Source organism: Agrobacterium vitis, assembly GCF_013337045.2.
GTDB classification, from domain to species: Bacteria; Pseudomonadota; Alphaproteobacteria; order Rhizobiales; family Rhizobiaceae; genus Allorhizobium; species Allorhizobium vitis_B.
Genome location: NZ_CP118262.1, coordinates 127,553 through 148,727, shown reverse-complemented (window position 1 = coordinate 148,727; position 21,175 = coordinate 127,553). Strand labels below are relative to the sequence as shown.

The following is a 21,175-nucleotide window of genomic DNA, read 5'->3' as shown; positions in this document are numbered from 1 at the left end:
CTAAAGGGAACGGCGTCATTCGCCGTTCCCCCTTTAGACCTGGTGCGGGTAACGCACTACCCAAGCTTCTCGTCACCTTGCGCGCGCCGTTGCATTCCCAGCCAGGTCGCCTGCAAATGTGAATTAGGGGTTCAACATTGCGGCGACACTTGATCGGCGCGCAAAATCCATTAGCTGCCTGTTTCGGAATGCGGCGCCGCAACGGGTTTGGATTCAGGCGATCCCCGGAAGCGTAGGAAGATTGACAGCACCACGATCACCGCCGTCGACAAAAATTCGGATTGCCAGTTCTGAAAAGATTCGAACCAGAACTGCGCGCTGGCGAGATGTTGCATGATCGACTGCGCCGGTTGGCCATGCATGGCAGCTTCTGCGTTCTCGGCCATAGCGCTGTAGCGCAGGTGAAGAATGAAACTGACAGCGAACAGCAACGCCAGCGCTATGCCAAGTGAGTAGGAATAGAGAGTACGCAACCATCCCCCCGTCCGCACGGCCCAGGAATCCGGCTGTCCGGCGCGGCTTTCTGGATCCTCATCCTGCGATGCGGTCTCATCTGGATCTTTCGATTCCGCCGAGCCGCGTTGAAAGAGAATCGCCGTCAGCATTACATATGCCGACATTTGCAGAAACTCGCTTTCCCAGTTCTCGAAGATGGCGGAGATGAAGTGTCCAGACACGGCATAGCTTGCGAGCGGCAGTGGCGCTCCGCCATGCTGGATGATTTCCTCGTTGTTGACCTGCCACCCCGTCAAGAGCATTCCCGCGATGGTCGCCAAGGTCAGCACCAGAAGAACGATCGTCAGCCCATTGTCTTTCAGCACCCGCATTCTTTGTCCCTCCCACTACGCTTGACGTCGTAAAAACGTCATGACCGGAAGCAGGTTCCAGGACGGCCCCATTCGCATCAAGGAGAATTAAACATGCTCATGTCCCTGGTGATATTGGCATTTGAAGGTTGCACCAGACAACGGCGCCCTCGCTCGAGCCTCCGATGACATCCCGTCGAAGGCCGTGGTGACGAACAGCGTCCCGTCTTCTGCAAGATCGCAACTGGTCACATTCGGTACGGGCAATTCGATGTCACGCAAATGCTCGGCGCGGTGCGAATAGGCCTCGACGCGGGCGCCGCCGAAGACTGCGACCAGGAGATTTCCCTCTGGATCAATGCACAGGCCGTCCGGGTTCCAGTCTTCATGCCTGACGAGGACCCGCTTGTTCGACGGCGTTCCGGTTTCGACATCGTAGTCATACGCCCATATCGTTCCGCGGCTGGTATCGGCGTGATACATAACGGTACCGTCTGGGCTCCAGGCCTTCCCATTGGCATTTTCGTAGCCACCCTCGACTTCCACCAGTTGATCTTCCCGCAGCACGTAAAGTGCAGCAGTCTCGCTCGGCTCGTCGGCGGTGTTGATGGTCCCGACCCATAGTCGCCCGGCCGGATCCAGCTTCCCATCGTTCAAACGGTGGCCACTCGGAAGATCGAGAAGGGCGATCGGCACCTCCTCGCCGCTCTCGGGGCCGTACTCGTAGACCCCGTCACTGAGACCGACGAGCAGCTTACCATCCTCGCGAGGGAAGGCGAAACTGACTTCCTTCGAAAGTCTCCATGACGAATGGACCTTGTCGGGTAAGCGATAGGCGTGAACTGTCTTCCCGGCGATATCGACCCAATAGAGCGCCGAGTTTTGGCTGCTCCAGAAGGCCCCCTCGCCGAGCTGATTGAGTGGCAGGTCCGCGTCGAGAAGTTCGGCGGTCATGTGCGGTTCTCCTGTATCGAGAATATGGCGTGAAGCAGTGCCAGATGGCTCAGTCCCTGCGGCATGTTGCCGAGGCCTGCGCCTGTGCTTGGATCAATCTGTTCGTTGAGGATGCCGAAATTGTTTCCGAGCGGCTTTAGGAGCTCGCCGAGCATTTCCTCAGCGCGGTCCACCTCGCCGAGGAAAGCATAGGCTTCGACCAGCCAGCAAGAGCAGGCCACGAACGCCCCCTCCTCCTGCGCAGCGCCGGAGTAGCGATAGACCAGCGGCCCGACCGCAAGTTCGTACTCGATTGCTTGGCGGGTCATCCGCAGGCGGTCGTTGCGGCCGAAACCGAATCGTGTGGCAAGCAACAGAGAAGCGTCCAGTCTGTCTGTGCCAGCATAAAACGTGTATGCCTGCTTGGAGTCCGACCAGCAGTTCTCGTCTATCCAATCGCGGATGATCTCCCGCTCCTTCGACCAGATTTCCCTCTGGTGTTTTTCTATATGACCGTCATCCGCCAGCATCACGGCCCGGTCCAGCGCCAGCCAGCAACCGATCTTGGAAAAGGTGTAATGCTGCTCATCCTCCAGTTCCCAGATGCCGGAGTCCTTCAGTTTCCACCGTTCGACCACCTGATCCGCCAACCGGGCTAAGAGCTTCGATGCCGCCGGATCGAGGACGTGACCCATATCTGCGAACAGCGACGCCGTCTCCAGGAAATCGCCGTAACAACTCAGTTGGATCTGTTGCTTTGCGCGATTGCCTCGTCTCACCGGCGAGGAACCGAGATAGCCGGGCACTGCGATCACCGTCTCATCCGGCACCTCGTTTCCGCGCAAGGTATAGACGACGTGCGGCTCCGGGCCATCGGCCTCAATCGTGCGGACGAGCCATCCGAATGCAGCGATCGGCTCGGACAGGGCACCGGCGCGCAGCAGCGCCTTGATCGTGTATGCCGCGTCCCTCACCCAGGCGAAGCGGTAGTCATAGTTCTTGTCACCACCGATCCGCTCGGGCAGGCCTGCGGTTGCAGCAGCAGCGATAGCACCGGTTTCCGAAAACAACAGAAATTTCAGCGAGAGTGCGCATCTGATCAGATCGGTGGCGAAGGGTCCATCGTAGGTGAGCTGTGCCGCCCACCGTCGCCATTCTTCGTCGCTCAGATCGATGCGGGCATCTATGTCGGAAAGGCGAGGTATCGCAAGCGGTGCCCGATCAGCAACGAGCAGTGCGACGCATGTCCGGATCCCTTCTCTTGCGACATAGGTCACTTCGGTAAGTTCGTCGCTGTCGAGCGTGACCTGCACTCGGTCGTCGTGGCAGAAGGTCGTTGTCAGATCGCCGATATAGCGGATTTTTGCGTTCGGGTGATCTGCCCGGTTGACCTCCCCTTGGGCACAGATTGGATTGAGCCTGATCTGAAACTCGACCGATCCAGATAGACCTTCGATCCGGCGTGCCAGTTCGCACCATGGAAGCCGCCCGGAAACACCGCTGTTCAGCGACTCCGTGACCCGGGCGCGCCCATTTTGCGTGATGAAGATCGTCTCGAGAACATTACTGTTCTGCCGGTACCGGCGCTCGATCTCGAATGGCTCCGCCGGCGTAATCGAGAAACGTCCGCCATCGCTGTCGTGCATCCGATTGAAGAGCGGTGGCGAATCCATCTCCGGCGCACACCACCAGTCGATGGAACCGTCCGCTCCGATGAGAGCGACGGAGCGCCCATCTCCGATAGCCGCATAATGTTCGAGGGGAAGAAAACCATGGGTGCGTTCGGGGACGAGGTGATGCAGCATTGACGGCCAATTCGAACTGTCCTGGCAAAAACGAGCGGCCAAGGTGATGTGGATTTCGCGGAGAAAAGCCGCGGCGGCCCACTGTTGTTCCAAGCAAGCTCGAAATCATCCGAGTGGAACCCGAAGCGCCCTTCACGGTTTATCGCCTGACCTCTAAAAGGAGAGATATAATGGAAGACACTCGACACCCCACTCCGCCATATCCGCAACAGCAGCAGGAGCCACCGGGCAAGACGGCGGACATGAAACCTGTCCCCGATCATGGCGAGAAGTCCTACAAAGGTGACGGCAAGCTGACCGGTAAAGTCGCCCTCATCACCGGAGCCGACTCCGGGATCGGCAAGGCGGTCGCTATCGCGTTTGCTAGAGAAGGGGCCGACGTCGTCATTTCCTACCTCAACGAGGACGACGACGCCCGCGACACCGCCAAGTGGATCGAGGAAGCCGGTCGTAAGGCTCTTGTCGTTCCAGGTGACATCAAGAACGAAGCGCATTGCCAGAATCTGGTACAGCGCGCCGTCGACGAGCTTGGGGGTATTGATATCCTCGTAAATAATGCTGCGTTCCAGCGGACCTATGACGACATCGCCGACATCACTGCCGAGGAGTGGGACGAAACTTTCCGCACGAACATCTACGCACCTTTTTTCCTGTCGAAGGCGGCCGTTGTGCACATGAAGCCGGGCAGCTCGATCATTAACACGACCTCGATCCAGTCTCGGCAACCGTCGCCCCAGCTCTTGGCATATGCGTCCACAAAGGGTGCGATTTCAAACTTTACCGCCGGTCTCGCCGAGATGCTCGCGAAAAAGGGCATCCGCGTGAATGCGGTCGCACCGGGGCCGATTTGGACGCCTCTTATTCCTTCGACCATGCCGGCCGAGAAAGCTGCAAAATTTGGAGAAAACACTCTCATCGGCCGAGCCGGGCAGCCAATGGAGCTGGCGGGGGCATATGTCCTCCTTGCCTCTGATCTCGGAAGCTACATGACGGGGGCCGTCATTCCCGTGACCGGCGGCGAGATCATGATCTGATATGCGCCTGGCCGCCGACCCAATAAGTCGAGCGGCCGGCTTCAACACCTTCTGTTCGAAAACCCGTTACTATTCCCTACGGTCTCGATATGCCGGGGAAGGGCAACATTACGTTGCCGTCCCAGCCGGTCTGCTGCACGCGTTGTGCATGCTCACTCAAGATGCCACACGTTACGGGGAGGCATCAGAGCGTTGCGCCAGGAAAGACGCCATAGGAGAACAGAGAAATGAACCAATTGCCGACAAACGAGCTACAGGACGAGGTCAGCGAGCTGCGCCCTCAAGAGCGTTTGATTGGGTCGCCCGACGGTCTTTCCGGATCGGCTCAACCGTTCCTTTCACAGCGTCAGCACGCCAATGCCTTGATCATGGTGACAAATGACGCGGGGCTCAGTGCCGAAATTGAGATCACCAACGGAGGCCTGCTGTCTGTAGCGGCATTGGTCTCATCCATTTTGTTGTCAACCGCAGTGCTCGTCCATGTGGCGACGCGGAACACAAAGTCCAAGAAGCTCTGGTAGCTAGACCGGCGACCATTGTCGGCATTGACCGGATAAGAGCGCCGCGAAAGCCACTCAGACTGTCGGTACGCGGGTTGATCCGCGAACAGCATACCGAATGTGACGCAGGTCTCAGCGTCGTCGGAAGTAGCATGGATCCTCCCGCCATGACGGGCAGAGATCTGCAGCGCGATATAAGGGACCCTTCTTCATATCGTGACAGACCCCGATGCGATCGACCTCCTCTTTCAAAGGGGTGCTGATCTCGAAGCCAGGGACATCCGCGAGTGGACTCCACTGTTGGAACAGGCAAACAATGAGGACAACTGACCTGATGTGGTCGCCGCCCTTCTTGCCCATGGTGCAAATCCCAATGCGACGAGCTCCGATGATGAAACCGCGCTTTCCGTTGCGCGTAAAACGGCGACGAGGAATTTATCAAGGTTGCTGATTTCCGCAGGGGCAAAGCCATTAGGGAGTGCGATCGCCGCGGCCAACATGCTCCCGCCCGGGAGCCAAGCAGAGAACCCTTGCAAGATGACCAGGAAGGGATGCTTCGCGAAATCGGATCGAAGCAGGCCATATCGTTGATGCTGATCGCACGCGCTCCTGATAGCGTGCAGACACCATTCTTGCGCACCGTGTAAAACGTACGAGGCCCGGCGGGCTAGGGAGGCCAAATAAGAGAACCACTATGCGGTGCGTTGGTTTCTCGAACAGCAGCCCCAAGATCAGTCGGCTGGTTGATTCATGAACCACGATCCTCGTCGTAGCGACGGCGTTCGCCAGCAAAATTGCCGGAGCGGAGAGCTACGGCTCCCGCGTTGTTCTAAACAGCCAGTACAACCGAGGATCATGCTTCGGTAGGAAAATGCTCGCGCAGGATCTCCAGGACTGTTTGGGCAGTGAACGGCTTTCGTATGAAGCTCGCGCTATCGGGAAGCTCGCCTTCCTTGGGTACCCGGGCGCCGGACGCAACGATGACCTCTATGTGCGGCCAGCGTTCGACAACTTTGCGGGCGAGATCCAATCCGTCAAGACTTCCACCGGTTTGATCATCGGTGAACAGAAGCTGGAGCGAACTATGTCTTTCGAGAAACGCGAACGCCTCGTCGGCGGACCGCGCCTCAATGACCGCGTATCCTGCATCCCGGATGATGTCTGACGTGTCCATCAGAATAAGTGGCTCGTCGTCGACAACAAGTGCGATCGGTTCAGAGAGGGCGTTAAAAGAGCTGTTTTCCATGCCCTGTAACCCGTGCTTCCCTACTTAGTTCCGGAAGCATGAAGTCGAGGACCCAACGAGGCAACCGTTGAAGCGGAACAAAAATCCTGCCGTGTCGTTAGTCGCTCACGGTCGTGTGATCGCGCTCGACCTCAAAGGCATTCCCGACAAATGCATGACTCTGCCGGATCGCTGACAAGCGATGAGAGCATCTGCCAGATGGCCGGTTCAGACGAAAACGTGCCCATATCTTCCCACAACCTTAAAACCCAGGAGCCAACATGGCCAAAGAATCCAAGACCCTCGACGTACTGTTTCATGATACACTGAAAGACGTCTACTTCGCGGAGCACAAGATCGTCTCGACGCTGCCGAAGATGCACGATGCCGCCAAGAGCAAGCAGCTCAAGGATGCCTTCACCAAACACCTCGCCGAGACCAAGGTTCATGTTGAGCGTCTCGAAGAAGTCTTCAAGATCATCGGCAAGAAACCGGAGCAGAAGACCTGCGACGCCATGATGGGCATCGTCAAGGAAGGCTCCGAAATCATGGAAGAATATGCCGGCACGCCTGCCCTCGACGCCGGCCTTCTCGCCGCGGCCCAGGCCGTCGAGCACTATGAGATGTCGCGCTATGGCACGCTGCGCACCTGGGCGCTTGAACTGGGCATGAAGGACGCCGCCAAGCTCCTGCAGACGACGCTTGACGAAGAGCAGGCGACCGACCTCGCCCTGACGTCGATCGCGACCTCGGTTGTCAACCAGAACGCCGAAAAAGCCGCCTGACCAATCGTCCGGCCGGTTTCGGCTGGCCGGACATTCTGCCTTCCATATTTCTCGCTCCGATTCAACGAACAAGGATTTCCATGACGAACAAGCACGACGACCGCGACATCCGGCCAGGCGACTGGACCAGGCTTGGCGCGAACTATGATGGCGACGGCGTCAACTTCGCGATCTTCAGCGCGCATGCCGAGCGGATCGAACTGTGTCTGTTCGACGACAGTGGTAAGAACGAGACGGCGCGCATCACGCTGCCGGAGTTCACCAACGAGATCTGGCATGGTTACGTGCCGGGATTAAAGCCCGGAGCGCTTTACGGCTACCGCGTTCATGGCCCGTACGATCCGGAGAACGGCCATCGCTTCAATCCGAACAAGCTCCTGATCGATCCGTACGCCCGCGAGCTGGCTGGCGATGTCGAATGGTCGAAGGCGCATTTCTCCTACGACATGGACAGCGACGACAAGGACATGGCATTCGACGACAGCGACAGCGCCTCTGTCATGCCGAAGTGCCGCGTGATCGATCCGACGGACCACGACTGGAAGAAGGACGCGAAGCCTAACCTTCCCTGGTCAAAGACCATCTTCTACGAAACCCACGTCAAAGGCTTCACCAAGCTTCATCCCGCCGTCCCGGAGAAGCTTCGCGGCACGTTCGAGGGCCTCGGCGACAAGGCGATCATCGACTACGTCAAAAGCCTCGGTATCACGTCCATCGAGCTGCTGCCGATCCACTTCTTTCCGGACGACAGCCATCTTATCGACAAGGGTCTCCACAATTACTGGGGATACAACTCGCTCGCCTTCTTCGCCCCGGCTTCCCGCTATTACGGGCCCAACGGCATTGCCGGCTTCCGGGACATGGTCCGCGCGTTCCACGACGGCGGCATCGAAGTCATTCTTGACGTCGTCTACAATCATACCGCGGAAGGCAACGAGCTCGGACCGACGCTGTCGTTCAAGGGCATCGACAACTTCTCCTATTACCGGACCATGCCGGACGATCCCCGCTACTACATCAACGACACTGGAACCGGGAACACGGTCAATACCTCGCATCCGCGCGTCCTGCAGATGGTCACAGACAGTCTGCGTTACTGGGCCGAGGACATGCATGTCGACGGCTTCCGGTTCGATCTTGGCACCATCCTCGGGCGCGAGCCGGAAGGCTTCGACCAACGCGGCGGTTTCTTCGACGCGGTCGGTCAGGATCCCGTTCTGTCGAAGGTCAAGCTTGTCGGCGAACCATGGGACATCGGTCCTGGCGGCTACCAGGTCGGCGGCTTTCCGCCGGGCTGGGCCGAGTGGAACGACAAGTATCGCGACACCGTGCGCGACTATTGGAAAGACACCGACGGCACGACCGGCGACTTCGCAGCGCGCGTGCTCGGGTCGGGGGACGTCTATGACCTTAGGGGCCGCAGACCGTGGGCGGGCGTCAACTTCATCACCGCCCATGACGGCTTCACGCTCAACGACGTCGTCTCTTACAATGAGAAGCACAACGACGCCAACGGCGAGGACAACAAGGACGGTTCCGACGACAACAGAAGCGACAACTACGGCGTCGAGGGCCCGACCGACGATGAAGGGGTCAACGCCGTCCGGGATCGCCAGAAGCGCAACTTTCTGGCGACGCTGTTCCTGTCGCACGGCACGCCGATGTTGCTGGCGGGCGACGAGTTCGGCCGTAGCCAGATGGGCAACAACAATGGATACTGCCAGGACAGCGAACTGAGCTGGGTGCACTGGGAGAACCTGCCGGATTCGGCCGACGAACTCCGCCAGTTCGCCACGCGCTTGATTGCTCTGCGCCAGGACAATCCCATTCTTCGCCGGGAAAGCTGGCGCGACGGCATGGCGGTGACTTGGCTTAATCCTGGCGGCGGCGAGCAGACTCCTGAACATTGGGACGACGAAGGCAGTACGACGATTGGTCTCCGCTTGAACATGAATGATGATGGCGAAGGGATGAAGGACGTCCTCGTCCTCTTCAATCCTCATGACGGCGACGTCGAATTCAAGCTGCCGGGGAGCTCCGGCAAGGGCTGGGTCGTCGAGCTGACCACGGCTGATCCCGAGACGCAGAGCGAGGACATCGGCGACGCCGAAACTTATGGCATGAAATCACGCAGCCTCGTGCTGTTGAGCGCAGGCAGTTGAGCTGGTTCGGCGGGCGACCCGTCCGCCGACGGCCCTCACCTCCAGAAGGAGAAGACCGTGACCGAGTTTCAGGACATCAGGATAACCGAACTGGACGCCGACGCCTCTGGCCCGGCCGAAAGTGGCCCATTGATGAACATGGTTCTCAAGCTCTCGGCTGACACGCCCGCCGACTGGCGGGAGTCGTTCATAGAGGCGTGGAAGCAGCCTGCGCTCGCGATGAGGCGGCAGGCGGTCGTCAATGGCAGCACGCTCACATCCTCCTGCATGGCATACGAGCTTCAAGGCCAGATCGACCAATTGAACGAGGTCATCGCTGCCACCAACGACGCGTATCGCCTCGTCGCCGAACAAGCCGCGCTCAGGCAGGATGGCGAGCTCAGAGACTTGAAGGCCAGCCTGCGCTATGACTGATCCCTTCCGAGGGGGATGTGCGCCTGCACCAATGTCGAGCGCATAGTTTGAAAATAGGGGTGGAGCGGTGAGCGGCGCAGAACTTTCCAAGACGGGCAGACCGTCGTCATCGCAACCATACCAAACTCAAGACAGTGAGCTTCGCAGCAAGCTGTCGGGTCGCACGATACTAATCCTTATCGGAGTGGCCGTAATCCTCCGGCTGGGCCAGGAGATCTTTGTACCGTTGGCGCTGTCTCTGCTTCTTGCGTTCACGCTCGCCCCGATAGTCTCCTTCCTTCGCAAGCGCTCCGTTCCGAAGATAGTGGCGGTCCTCCTCGCGGTGGTGTCGGCGTTCTGTGCGATCGCCCTGTTCAGCATCGTCGTGGCCACACAGGTGACGAACCTTGCTGAAAACATCCCGACCTATCAGCGCAATCTCGTAGACAAGGTGCATTCGCTGGCCCAAGCGGGGGCCGGCAACGGAATCCTCGATCATCTCAGCAAGGCCGTCGAGCGGGTCGGCGCAGAAATTCAGACGCGAGCGGTCGAGAGTCAGACGACACCCGCCCAGACGCCGACTGGCCGCGAACCCATGCCCGTCGAGATCGTGACGCGCTCAGATCCGATCCAGACGCTGGGCAACCTTCTTCTACCGCTCATCAGCCCCTTTGCGACGGCCGGTCTCGTGATCGTGCTGGTGATCTTCATGCTGCTCGAGCGCGAGGACCTGCGCGACCGCTTCATCCGGCTGGTCGGCCTTGGCGACCTTCATAGGACGACGGCCGCTCTCCAGGACGCCGGCAAGCGGGTCGGGCGATACCTGCTGATGCAGTTGGTGGTCAATACGCTCTATGCCGTGCCGATCTCGATCGGCCTCTGGGCGCTCGGCATTCCGAACGCCGTCCTCTGGGGACTGCTGACGCTCGTCCTACGGTTCGTGCCCTACATCGGCGCGATCATTGGCATGATCCTGCCGCTGTTTCTGGCGCTCGCCATCGCGCCGGGCTGGTCGCTCGTCGTTTGGGTCGGCGCTCTCTATCTGACGACGGAGCTCGTCAGCAACAACGTGCTCGAGCCATGGCTCTATGGCGCGAACACCGGTCTGTCACCCTTGGCGATCATCATTTCGGCGATCTTCTGGTCGTGGCTTTGGGGGCCGCTCGGCCTCATGCTTTCAACGCCGTTGACGGTCTGTCTGGTGGTGCTCGGCAGACACGTTCCCCAGTTCGGCGTACTCGACGTCCTGCTCGGCAACGAGCCCGTTCTGGAGCCGCATGAGAAGCTCTACCAGCGTCTCCTTTCGGGAGATCCGAACGAAGCCTCCGACAACGCGGAGGAGTTTCTGGAAGAGGAATATCTCGTCGACTACTACGACAAGGTGGGCCTTCCTGCTCTCCTGCTCGGCGAGACCGACCGCCAGCGCGGCGTGATGTCGGAACACCAGATCATGCTAGTGGCGTCGAGCTCGCTCTCGCTGGTGGAAAACCTGTCTGACGTCGCGGATGAGGAGGAAAACGAGGAAGAAACAGCATCGGATCCCCGTGCCAACGCAGTTGAACTCGATCTCCCCGACGGTCGCGGCCGGTCCCTGTTGTGCATTGGGGGCCGTGGCGGTCTGGACGACGCCGCGGCAGCGATGCTTTCGCAGGTGCTGGAAGTGCAAGGAGCGACGTCGACGACGTCGTTGTACTCCGAGCATGCCGTCCGCGGCTCGGCGGCTTTCCCCGTCGACGGTATCGACACGGCAATCGTTACATATCTCAACGGCAATTCGAAATCCCGAGCCCGCCAGATTGTTCGCCGACTGAAGCGACTGAAGCCCGACTTGCGCGTAGGGCTTTTGATGCCGACGGCGAATGGTCAGGACTATGCGCAGATCGACCCGGCTGAAATCGACGCCGATTTTGTCGTGACCTCGATAGTCGAGGCAACCCGGTTGGGTTTGACGCTGTCATCGCCAGTGGCCCTGAAGACCGTTCCGCGGAAGATCGCCAAACGAGGATCCCCTGCCTCCGCGCTATCCGAGGTGTGAGGTTTTCAATAGTGAAAGCAAACGAACGGGATTGTAAGACACCTTGTCATACCTCGAATTCACGGGTCGGGGCGGCCGTCTTCGCCTTCCTCTTTGGCTTAGGGGTTTCGCCAGCCCTGGCAGCTCGCTCCGCAGCTTCCCTCTCAAGACGAAGCCCCCGAAGCCGCAACGTCTTGGTCTCCCTGGCCAGATCACGCTGATCGATGATCGCATAGGCTGCGTCGGTCGTGGCGTCCAGCTTGGCGGTGCCGGTGAGCTTCGGTACTATTGTTTCTTCATCCATCTATCCTGAAATAGCATTCCAGGCTGCGGCGGCAAGCGACAATTGCATCTGCGCCCCCTAAGGATCGCCAGGTAGGGATCAAAAGGGCGAGCAATAATTTCCATTGCGAGTGCCGCCGCATGCCAATAACAGTTCCAAAACCGCTATGCGGCGCGAGGCGAGATATTGGAGAGTTCTATGGCGGTCACCGTCCTGATCGTGGACGACAGCAAACTGGCCCGGATAGTATTGGGAAAGACGCTCGCCGCCCTCAAGCCTGACTGGATACGTCTCGAAGCATCCAATGCCGACGAAGCGCTGGCTGCCGTCGATAGAACGCCCGTCGATATTGCAATTCTGGACTTCAACATGCCCGGAAAGGATGGTCTGGAGGTAGCTTCGGAGCTGCGTGCCGCTTACCCGGACATGCCGATCGCCGTGATCACCGCCAATGTACAGGATGAGATCATCGCCAGGGTGCGTGCACTTAATGCCGCATTCGTGGCAAAGCCCGTCACACAGGATGCGCTGGGCGGCTTCATCTCCGGAGCGGCCCTTCGTCTGCGGAGGGTTGGCGAATGAGCGACAGGCGGACTGATCTCGATGAATTGGAGCGTGACGCGCTCACCGAACTGGTAAACATCGGGGTCAGCCGTGCCGCGGCGAGCCTGCGCAAGATGGTCAACAAGGAAGTCATCCTCTCTGTACCATCCGTTGAGGTCGTAACTCGAAAATCGGCAGCCTCGTTGATCGGGCAGCGCGAGAGCGAAACTCTTGTCGCCGTCCAGCAGAATTTTGAAGGGCCTTTCTCTGGAAGAGCTTTGCTGATTTTTCCTCAAAGCAACGGATTGTCACTTGTGCGAGGTATTCTCGGGGAAGAGACGGCGGAGGAGGATCTTGTGGAAATGGAGGACGAAGCTCTCGCCGAGACGGGCAACGTCATCCTGAACAGTTGCCTTGGCTCGATGGCCAACATGCTGCAACACAGCCTCAAGATGTCCCTTCCCGATATTCTCCGCGGTGACAGCCGCATGCTGTTCGACGTGCTTGACGAGGCCGGGGAGCAAAGCTTCGTCCTATTCCTCTACATCAACTTTTCCGTACGGGACCGGAAGATCAATGGCTACATCGCGATGCTGATGGACCTGCCTTCGCTAGAGAATCTCAAGCAACTCATCGCCGGCTTCATCGACCGGGTGATGGCAGGTACGGAATAGGCGCGGCTGATGGATGGCGGAAATGCTGAAACCTCGCAATCGGAACTCGACCGGATGCGTCTTGAGCTCGCGAAGACCCGCAGGAAGTTGGAGCTGACGCTTGATGTTTCTGGCGCTCCTTGTACTTGGGAATGGGACATCTCTCAGAAACGCCTCGTTGCCGACGCCCGTTTCGCTTCGATCACGCGTCAGGATCCGGTCGCACTGGCTGAAGGAGTTCCTACCGACCGTTTTTTTACCTCCATTCATCCAGACGACCTCAAGCGGGTGAAGCTAGCCGTGGCCGGTATGGTCGCTGGCTCCGAGACATTGTCCAAAGAGTATCGACTGCTGAAGGACGACGGCGGATATCGATGGGTCCACGCCAGCGGCAAGACGATCCTCGACGAAGATGACGAGCCGATCATCTTCGTCGGCGTCCTCATCGACGTCACCGAGCAGAAACGTACTGCCGAGCAACTTCGGATCGCACAATCCGCCGGTGGGGTCGGCACCTTTGAGCACAAGGTGGGCTGGGCGACGGTTGGTGTCTCGGATCAGTTCTGTCGTTTGTTCGGCCTTCATGTTGCGTCATTTGTTCATGTTGGCGTCCTGAACGACCTCGTCCATCCGGATGACGGAAAAATCATCGACCTTACGGATCCGGACGGACTGCAGAGCGAAGGCAACATCGAGTTCCGCATACGTCGTGCCGACGACGGTCGGGAGCGATGGCTCGCTCGCCGTGGTGAATACCTGGACGATATCGATTCGAGCGGTCGACGCTTCGTCGGCGTCGTCTTCGACGTGACCGAAGCGAGGCAAGCGCAACTGGAGCTTCAACAAGCAAACAAGGAACTCGAAGGCGTCGCGCACGAACGGGAGCAGTTCATTGCCGTGCTTGGCCACGACCTGCGAAATCCCTTGGCTTCCATGTCATCAGGGCTGCGGATCATCGGCAAGGACGTAACGGATCAGCGCTCGGTTCGTGTCCTGCGCCTGATGGGCGAAAGCGTTCAACGCATGAGTGGTCTGATCGACGACCTGCTCGATCTCGCGCGTGGCCGATTGGGCAATGGGATAGGGCTTGAACTGACGAAGGGCGGACGCATCGAGCCCCTTCTTGCCAGGATCGTCAACGAGATCCAGTCGGCGAACCCTGACCGAACCATTGAGACTGAATTCGACATCCATCGGACGATCGATGTCGATCAAGCACGCCTTGAGCAGATGGCTTCCAACCTGCTAGGCAACGCCATCACCCACGGCGCAGCAGACCGGCCGATATCGGTGTCCGCGAGGGTAACGGACGGCAATCTCGAACTCACGATATCGAATGGGGGAAGACCGATACCGGAAGCCACCATGAAACGCTTGTTCCAACCGTTCTATCGAGGAGAGGACAATTCGACCAAGCAAGGCTTGGGGCTAGGCCTCTACATCGCGAGCGAAATCGCAAAGGCTCACAGAGGTACACTTGATGCCGTGTCCGATGCTAACAAGACGAGCTTCACTTTCCGAATGCCGGTAGAAACTGCGCAAAATCGGTAAATTCCTGGCCCATGCAGTGGGTCGCGGGGCCTACGGCTATCACGAAAATACAAGACCTTCAGCCGCGGGCTGTAAATCGACCGTGGCAATGCCGTGAGCGTTCTCCGGGCACATCGTCAACTGTCCGATGGAATTTCATTCGGCATCCGAAACTCGAAAACGGTTCGCTCCGCGGTCGAAGAGACGGTGACAGTCCCGCCATGTGCCTTCGCGATTTCCGAAGCGATGTGCAAGCCAAGGCCGAGACCTTGTTCGTTTCTGCTCTCGGAACTGCCGCCGCGGAAGAAGGGCTGAAAAAGGCGCTCCATGGCTTCTTCGGGGATCGGGTCTCCGCCGTTCCAGACAGAGATTGCCAGTGATCCACCGTCGATCAGGGCAGTCATTCCGATCGCCTCGTCAGCCGCGCCGTGGGTTATGGCGTTCCCAAGCAGATTGGATACAAGCTGGGCCACGCGCGCAGCATCCACGAATGCCGGCATCTCAAGCGAGATGTCGACTTCGATGTCTCTCCCGCTAGCGCTGGTGAGCTCCGCCACAACCTGCTCGAGGTGAGCGGCCAGGCCGTCCTCTGCCCGGCGCGTCAGTGAAATACCGCCTCCGAGGCGCCCCCGGGTCAAATCGAGAACATCGTCGATGAGGCCACTCATCCGCGATACGCTGCCCTCGATAAGCGTGACGACCTGCTTCGCCCTTGGACGGAGGTCCTCTTTCGAAAGGATGCGCATGCCGCTGCCGATCGACGCCAGCGGATTGCGAAGATCGTGACCAAGAATCGCGATGAACTCGTCGCGATGAAGGCCAGTTTCCGTCAGCGCGGCGACCAGACCTTCGATTTCCTTTCGGGTCTCGTTCCCTACTCGGTTGGCGTCGGCCAGCTCCCGCTCGTATTTCCGGCGGCTAGTCGCCTGGAAGAGCGCCACCCTTGTGCCGGTGACCGCACCGTCAGCATCCATGGTCTGGGTGGCATTTGCCAGAACGGGCAGCCGCTTGCCGTCCTTGCACACGAGATCGAGCGCCACTTCGTGGAAGAAGCCCTGCATCCTCAGCAGCGGAGAAAAATGGGTCTCATAAAACATGCGCCCGGCTACGGGCATCAGCTCTGGCAGCTTCCTGCCAACGACATCGGCGCGCTCGAAACCGAGCCACTCAAGCATGGTCCCGTTGACGAGGGTAATATGGGACCGGTCGTCGGTCACGACATAGCCGCAGGGTGCGTTGTCGAAGAGGTCCTGGAAGTCGTCCTGCATGGCTACCTAAACGAACGAGCGCATGGCCGAGATTACCTCATTCGGCGCAGATAGGTTCGGGCAGTGGCCCGAAGCATCGAGAACAACCATGGTGGCTCCCGGAATGTGATCCCGAACGTATTCTCCGACCTTCTCGGAAGCGATGATGTCGTCCCTGCACTGAAGAACCAAGGTTCGGGCGCTCACCAGAGGAAGGTCTTCACGGTTGTCGGAGGTGAAGGTCACCTTCGCGAACCGACGGGCTATATCCGGATCGGTCCGGCAGAAACTGTCGGTCAGTTCCTCGCCCAGTTCCGGGCGGTCGGCGTTGCCCATGATCGCGGGAGCCATGGCCATCGACCAGCCCATGTGGTTGTCGGCGAGTGATGAAAGAAGCTCATCGATATCCTGTGCGCCGAATCCGCCGTAATAGCCGTCATCGTTGATATAGCGTGCAGACGGCCCCACCAGGATCAGTTCGCTGAACAATCCGGGTGATCTGATGGAGGCCAGCACGCCGATCATCGCGCTGACGCTATGGCCAACAAAGGTCGCGTCGCTCAATCCAAGCGCCTCTGCGATCTCTACAACGTCCGCTGCATAGCCGTCGAGTGATCCGTATTTCTCAGAATCGTAGGCCGCAAGATCCGATTTTCCCGCGCCGACATGGTCGAAAAGCACGGTCTGAAAATCGCCTTCGAACGCGGGTGCGACCAGGCGCCACATGTTTTGGTCGCAACCAAATCCATGCGAAAAAACCATCGCCCGTTTTCCGTTGCCGCGCGATACGACATTGTTGCGCTGAATGACAGACATACTAACCCTCTGAATTTCGGCACACTATCACAGCCCGGCCAAAATTCCACCGTCGGGAACATAGCTGCGGAACATTGTAATTCTGCAGCGCAGCATTATTGCATTGAAATCGGTTGGCTCTCTGGCTCGCCGCTCCACGGAGGGCCTACCATGAGAACGATTTCCGATATCATTGAGCGACTGTCTCGATATCGAACCCATCAGATGATTTGTCGAAAGCGGTGCGAACGCAGTCTTACGACGCTTTAGCCTGGGATCGGCAAAGAGGTCAGGTCCTGGATTGCTGGAAGGGCATTTTGAGCCGGCCGCGAAAGAGGCCGCGCTTCTCGATTGGCTCAAAAACCTCTTCCGGACCTTCGGGGTCAAGGATTTCGTTGTCGGCCATCCACTGCGCAAGGTCTTCCAACTCAGGCGTCTCATAGGGGATTAGCGTCCGCTTCGACCCTGCTTCTCCTAAACCTCGCGGCAGCCTAAGTGCTTCTATCGCAGCAATGACTGAGCCCTGCCTATCCACGACATCTCGAATGGTTTCAACGTCGACGCCAAGGTGCTCGCCGAGCAGGTCGTTTCTCAAATTCGCGAGCTTGGCCTTCAACGCGTCCGCGCCACCCGCCTCGAAGGCGACGTCGCATTCGTTGTCGAAGCGCATCGAACGATTGTTGAAGTTCGAGGACCCGACCCGCATCATTCTATCGTCCACGATCATCAATTTGGAATGGACGTAGATCGCTTGACCTTTCGCCGTCACCGGATGGTAAATCCGTAATCTGTCATAAAGGTCGTGATGACGCAGGGATTCCCGCAATTCGCGCGCGCCGAATCCATTGCGAGCGCGCCCAGCCAATTATCGGCTTTGACCGGATTGATGAGCACGAATTCCGGTCCATCCGGCTCCCCCAGCCTGTTGGCGATCGCCTGGGCCACCGCACGGGACGCGAAATATTGGCTCTCGGCGTAGACGACCTTATGCGCTGACATGATCATGTCGATGTAGAGCTTCTCGATCTCTGTGATCCGCTCGCGACCACCGTGCGCCGGGCTGGTCCGCGAGATCGCAAGGTCAACTTCGCCAAACGCGATCGCTCCCTCGACAGTTGGAAACTCGCCATTATGCTCGACGGGGTCGAGTTTTTCACCGCCCGCAAGGTGCCAGCGCTCGCGGCAAAGATCGCCGAGCGCGCGCGCAGCTGGACCGACGCAATAGCTCGAGGCATCATGCCAAGGGCCATATGAAGTGCCATCCGGACGTTTGCGTTTCGGGGCGTCGTCGAGATGGTCGCGGGTGTCCCAACGCTCGGTCGTCACGTCGATCCCGCCGCAGAATGCCAAACTGTCATCGATGACGAGGATTTTCTGATGATGGGAGCTGCCGACCGGATGGTTGCCGTCCAGCTTCGCCGTGATCTGACGGTTCAATTTCCACCGCAGAAGATAGAGGACGTTCGCGGCCTTCGCCCAGCTCGAAAGGAACCCGGGATTCCACAGAAGCAGGCGGATTTCGAGATCAGGATTACGCTTAGCGAGCCAAAGAAGGAAGTCGCCAACCCCTTGAGGTCCGTCGTCCTTGAGATCAGGGTTCCCGAGGGTCACCAGTGCGTTGAAATCCCAGCCAACAAGAAAGATCGAGCGTTTCGCCGCTTTCATCGCCGACCTTGCGGCCGCGTAGTAGATATCTGCGTCGATCAAGATAGCGAACTCATCCGCGCGCTCGACCCGCCAACAATTTTCTAACGGCTTCAAAAGCGGCTCTTCAGTCATTTACTTCTCCCAGGCGGCAACATTCCTTAAAGCAGGCCACCGGACCGGGCTACTCGGGAATCAGATTTCTTCTTTTCTCGACCGTTCAGTTCGATCTGCCGATTGCCGGGGGAGAAGGTCGCGACGGCACCAGAGGAGCATTCTGCGCCTTGAACGGATGTGAACCCACGACCCGCTCATTAAAAACCCAACCGCTTGGGATGATTGATTATCTTCGTCAGCAATTATCCTGGCGTCTAAGTGGGAACATATCTTCGCCACGGTGATGAAGGCGAGTATGATGCAACCGGCACAGCCAACGTACTTTTAGGGGTTCGTCGTATCGATCGTGATGAGCATCGACCGCTTCAATCCCACAGACCTCACATGTTTGCCTTTCCAGATCACCTGCATTAACCGCCCGCTGCACGGCAAGGTGAGCATTATATTTGGCCGGATTGGCTCGGCGCCAATTAGCCTGGCGGGTATCGGTTTTCAACATCGGCGCATCCTCAAATAAATCTAGCTCGCAACAAGCTCAGCGAGCTTGTCTGCCACAACGGTCAAAGTATCGTCTTCGGTGCTCAAGCCGCTTCGCGAGGCCAGCAGGGGGCTGACGTTGCGGAGAGCTTCGTACGTTGTGTCATGGACGATCGGTACGAGCTGTTCGGTCGCCAATAGTGCAGAGAGCTCTTTGTCGGCAACACCTGCTGCTGGAAGACGGCGCAGCAATGCGGGCGTGACAAGCACAATCCCGACACGGGACTTTGCCAATCCCTTGTCGATTTCGCGAAGTAACGACGTACCGAGGGCAACGTCCTTTTCGCTGAACCACACCGTTACGCCACGCGCTTCGAGCAGATCGTGCAGCACCTTTGCATCCCCCTGCCGGTCATCCCAAGCATGACACAGGAATACATCCCGGAGATCCGGTAGTTCCGCTCGTTTTTCGACAGTCTGGCGGATTGGCGTGAGCGCACGCACTTCAGTAGGTGTGTATAATACGGATGAACCGGCTTTGGACCATTTTGCCCGTACCCTACTAGACCCACCGCCAGTGGTTCCTGACGGGGAGCGATAAGACGGTGAAATAGAGGATGCCCCATAACCGCTATTGTAGCTGCTATAACTACTGTAGCCACTATAACGGCTGCGGCCACGACATGCCGGGCAATTTGCTGCCGCACTTGCCGAGCGATGCCCCTCTCTAGGTGCTGTACATTGAACCATCAGAATTACTTTCTCTTAAAAGGGATGCTGCGTTCAGCTGTCCTTGATCGTTGTGCGCGGGTGTGACTTGCCGTATTTGGTCGTCACGAACCGACCAGAAATGGCACTTCTATATGTACCCCCGGTGCTCCCCCCGCCCTTGGCTTCTCGAACCGTCGTTCGCGGGGTTGCGTGTCCATGTTTGGCAGTCAAAAACCGCCCACTGATTGCACTGCGAAAATTGCTTCCGCTTGCCTTACCTTTCGACATTATTTTCTCCTCATCGAACACCCCTGGGAATCGGGCTGTTCCGACAATACATCGATGAGGGTGTCAAAAGCTGACATACTCCGACCCAGAATAAATAAGATCGGTCGGCGCTTACGTTTTGCGTTAGAAATCCGTTATGGAAAGGCCTCGAAGTCGCTTCTGCGGTGATGTTCAACCATTCTGCGCAGCCCCGCCGGAGCAATTACCTCGACCGCATCTCCCCATGAATAAAGATGCCACACCATTTCCAGCCAGCCCGCCGCACGAAATCGGACAATAAGGCTACCGTCCTCCTCCTCTTCAACGGTCTGTTTCGGATGAAAGCAGAACTCAGCCGCCCTCGCTGCGGCCTGCGGAGCGAAACGCCAGATGACGTCGTCATATTGCTTGGGGTTCTGATAGACGCCAAACGACTGGGCCGCGTACTCCTCCAGCGAAAAGCCGGGCAAGAGGCTGAAGCTCTCATCTAAGGTATGCGCGCTTAGTATCCGGTCCAAACGGAAATTCCGCATATCGTCGCCGCGAGCGGGCTGACGCGCCACGAGATAAGTTCGATGCCCTAGCAATAGACCGTGGGGCTCGACGATCCGTTCTGGCGCGTCCGCGGTTCCATAGCGTAGCCGTAGCCTGAACGGACCGCGCAGCCCCTCTATCACCGCATCTAAGACAGTGGGCACCATGTTAACACGCGGTCCTGGGCGTGTGACCGATCCCATAGCCAACAGAACCGCTTCGACATCGGCTTCTGTGCGCAAAGCGTCTTTGGGTGTCAGCCGCGCCAACAATCCGTCGCGCAAATCTTCAAGTGCAGCAGCGTGGCGCAACCGGCCATCGACCCTCGCCGCCCGGTTCGCGATCTCCAAAGCCTCAATTGCCGTTTCTTGACGGATTTGGAGACGGTTGAGCATCGGGTCAGCGACACGCCAACGCCGTCGACGGTCCGGGCCATCGATCGCCTCGACATTGGTGAATAACGACTCCAGCGCATCAGTCATACGTTGCGCTGTTCGATGAGAGACGGTGAACTGCTCGCAGATTTCATCAAGGCTGATCCCAGTAGGCCGCGTGGCTGCCAGCCGCGCCAACCTGATCAGGTCTTGAGACTTGGAGAACGACATGAAAAATCCTGGGCCGCTGACTATGTCAGATATTGACACCCACATACGCTATGGATGAATTTTCAATCTGTCGAGATGCAATTCTTTCGCGGATTGCGTCAGAGAGAGGCTG

General features: G+C 58.4%; 19 protein-coding genes and 1 pseudogene. 9 read left to right on the top strand and 11 right to left on the bottom strand.

All coding sequences use genetic code 11. The features are described from left to right. Positions 1 to 170 precede the first annotated feature (170 nt). The 3 genes from G6L01_RS26510 to G6L01_RS26500 form a co-directional block, all read right to left on the bottom strand. Positions 171 to 827: a DUF6766 family protein gene (locus G6L01_RS26510; protein WP_174096446.1), complete on the bottom strand. Its 657-nt coding sequence runs from the start codon at positions 825 to 827 to the stop codon at positions 171 to 173. An 87-nt stretch (positions 828 to 914) separates the two neighbouring features. Further along, positions 915 to 1,760 carry an SMP-30/gluconolactonase/LRE family protein gene (locus tag G6L01_RS26505; protein ID WP_174096445.1) on the bottom strand — a complete coding sequence of 282 codons (846 nt, stop codon included), beginning with the start codon at positions 1,758 to 1,760 and terminating at the stop codon, positions 915 to 917. Continuing rightward, a complete protein-coding gene (locus tag G6L01_RS26500) occupies positions 1,757 to 3,544 on the bottom strand; it encodes a glycoside hydrolase family 15 protein (RefSeq protein ID WP_174096625.1) in 1,788 nt (595 codons plus the stop codon). The genes G6L01_RS26505 and G6L01_RS26500 overlap by 4 nt, the downstream gene beginning before the upstream one ends. A 170-nt stretch (positions 3,545 to 3,714) precedes the next feature. Here G6L01_RS26500 and G6L01_RS26495 point away from each other — a divergent pair, with 170 nt between their 5' ends. Continuing rightward, entirely contained in the window at positions 3,715 to 4,578 is an 864-nt protein-coding gene (locus G6L01_RS26495) for an SDR family oxidoreductase (RefSeq protein ID WP_174096444.1), read from the top strand. A 227-nt stretch (positions 4,579 to 4,805) separates the two neighbouring features. Continuing rightward, positions 4,806 to 5,099, top strand: coding sequence for a hypothetical protein (locus G6L01_RS26490; protein WP_174096443.1), 294 nt, complete (start codon positions 4,806 to 4,808; stop codon positions 5,097 to 5,099). 832 nt (positions 5,100 to 5,931) lie between these two features. On the opposite strand, the gene G6L01_RS26485 is transcribed toward G6L01_RS26490, so the two are convergent. After that, a complete protein-coding gene (locus tag G6L01_RS26485) occupies positions 5,932 to 6,324 on the bottom strand; it encodes a response regulator (protein ID WP_174096442.1) in 393 nt (130 codons plus the stop codon). Between the two features lie 260 nt (positions 6,325 to 6,584). On the opposite strand from G6L01_RS26485, the gene G6L01_RS26480 reads away from it, so the two are divergent. From G6L01_RS26480 to G6L01_RS26465, 4 genes are all read left to right on the top strand, one after another. After that, complete coding sequence (locus G6L01_RS26480) at positions 6,585 to 7,088, top strand: YciE/YciF ferroxidase family protein (RefSeq protein WP_174096441.1); 504 nt, start codon at positions 6,585 to 6,587, stop codon at positions 7,086 to 7,088. 80 nt (positions 7,089 to 7,168) lie between these two features. After that, positions 7,169 to 9,250: a glycogen debranching protein GlgX gene (gene glgX / locus G6L01_RS26475; protein ID WP_174096440.1), complete on the top strand. Its 2,082-nt coding sequence runs from the start codon at positions 7,169 to 7,171 to the stop codon at positions 9,248 to 9,250. Positions 9,251 to 9,307: 57 nt separating this feature from the next. Next, positions 9,308 to 9,664, top strand: coding sequence for a hypothetical protein (locus tag G6L01_RS26470; RefSeq protein ID WP_174096439.1), 357 nt, complete (start codon positions 9,308 to 9,310; stop codon positions 9,662 to 9,664). Between the two features lie 67 nt (positions 9,665 to 9,731). Continuing rightward, entirely contained in the window at positions 9,732 to 11,678 is a 1,947-nt protein-coding gene (locus G6L01_RS26465) for an AI-2E family transporter (protein ID WP_174096438.1), read from the top strand. 46 nt (positions 11,679 to 11,724) lie between these two features. Here the strand turns inward: G6L01_RS26465 and G6L01_RS26460 are convergent, their stop codons facing one another. After that, complete coding sequence (locus G6L01_RS26460; protein ID WP_174096437.1) at positions 11,725 to 11,961, bottom strand: hypothetical protein; 237 nt, start codon at positions 11,959 to 11,961, stop codon at positions 11,725 to 11,727. 177 nt (positions 11,962 to 12,138) lie between these two features. Here G6L01_RS26460 and G6L01_RS26455 point away from each other — a divergent pair, with 177 nt between their 5' ends. Genes G6L01_RS26455 through G6L01_RS26445 form a run of 3 tightly spaced genes read left to right on the top strand, consistent with a single transcriptional unit; the run spans position 12,139 to position 14,687 of the window. Further along, positions 12,139 to 12,522: a response regulator transcription factor gene (locus G6L01_RS26455; protein ID WP_174096436.1), complete on the top strand. Its 384-nt coding sequence runs from the start codon at positions 12,139 to 12,141 to the stop codon at positions 12,520 to 12,522. Then, the gene (locus G6L01_RS26450) at positions 12,519 to 13,157 is read left to right on the top strand and encodes a chemotaxis protein CheX (RefSeq protein ID WP_174096435.1); all 639 of its coding nucleotides are present in this window, start codon (positions 12,519 to 12,521) and stop codon (positions 13,155 to 13,157) included. Before G6L01_RS26455 ends, G6L01_RS26450 begins: the two co-directional genes overlap by 4 nt. 9 nt (positions 13,158 to 13,166) lie before the next feature. Then, positions 13,167 to 14,687: a sensor histidine kinase gene (locus G6L01_RS26445; protein ID WP_174096434.1), complete on the top strand. Its 1,521-nt coding sequence runs from the start codon at positions 13,167 to 13,169 to the stop codon at positions 14,685 to 14,687. 116 nt (positions 14,688 to 14,803) lie between these two features. Here the strand turns inward: G6L01_RS26445 and G6L01_RS26440 are convergent, their stop codons facing one another. The 6 genes and pseudogenes from G6L01_RS26440 to G6L01_RS26415 form a co-directional block, all read right to left on the bottom strand. Beyond that, positions 14,804 to 15,934, bottom strand: a complete 1,131-nt coding sequence (locus tag G6L01_RS26440) for a PAS domain-containing sensor histidine kinase (RefSeq protein ID WP_174096433.1) — start codon at positions 15,932 to 15,934, stop codon at positions 14,804 to 14,806. Between the two features lie 6 nt (positions 15,935 to 15,940). Continuing rightward, positions 15,941 to 16,729, bottom strand: coding sequence for an alpha/beta fold hydrolase (locus G6L01_RS26435; RefSeq protein ID WP_174096432.1), 789 nt, complete (start codon positions 16,727 to 16,729; stop codon positions 15,941 to 15,943). 268 nt (positions 16,730 to 16,997) lie between these two features. Continuing rightward, a pseudogene (locus tag G6L01_RS26430) lies at positions 16,998 to 18,487 on the bottom strand (phospholipase D-like domain-containing protein). Between the two features lie 217 nt (positions 18,488 to 18,704). Continuing rightward, positions 18,705 to 18,968 (bottom strand): hypothetical protein, encoded by a 264-nt coding sequence (locus tag G6L01_RS26425; RefSeq protein ID WP_174096431.1) that lies wholly within the window; start codon positions 18,966 to 18,968, stop codon positions 18,705 to 18,707. A gap of 20 nt (positions 18,969 to 18,988) precedes the next feature. Next, positions 18,989 to 19,696, bottom strand: coding sequence for a toll/interleukin-1 receptor domain-containing protein (locus G6L01_RS26420; RefSeq protein WP_035252886.1), 708 nt, complete (start codon positions 19,694 to 19,696; stop codon positions 18,989 to 18,991). Positions 19,697 to 20,079: 383 nt separating this feature from the next. Next, the gene (locus G6L01_RS26415) at positions 20,080 to 21,063 is read right to left on the bottom strand and encodes a helix-turn-helix transcriptional regulator (protein WP_174096430.1); all 984 of its coding nucleotides are present in this window, start codon (positions 21,061 to 21,063) and stop codon (positions 20,080 to 20,082) included. Positions 21,064 to 21,175 lie beyond the last annotated feature (112 nt).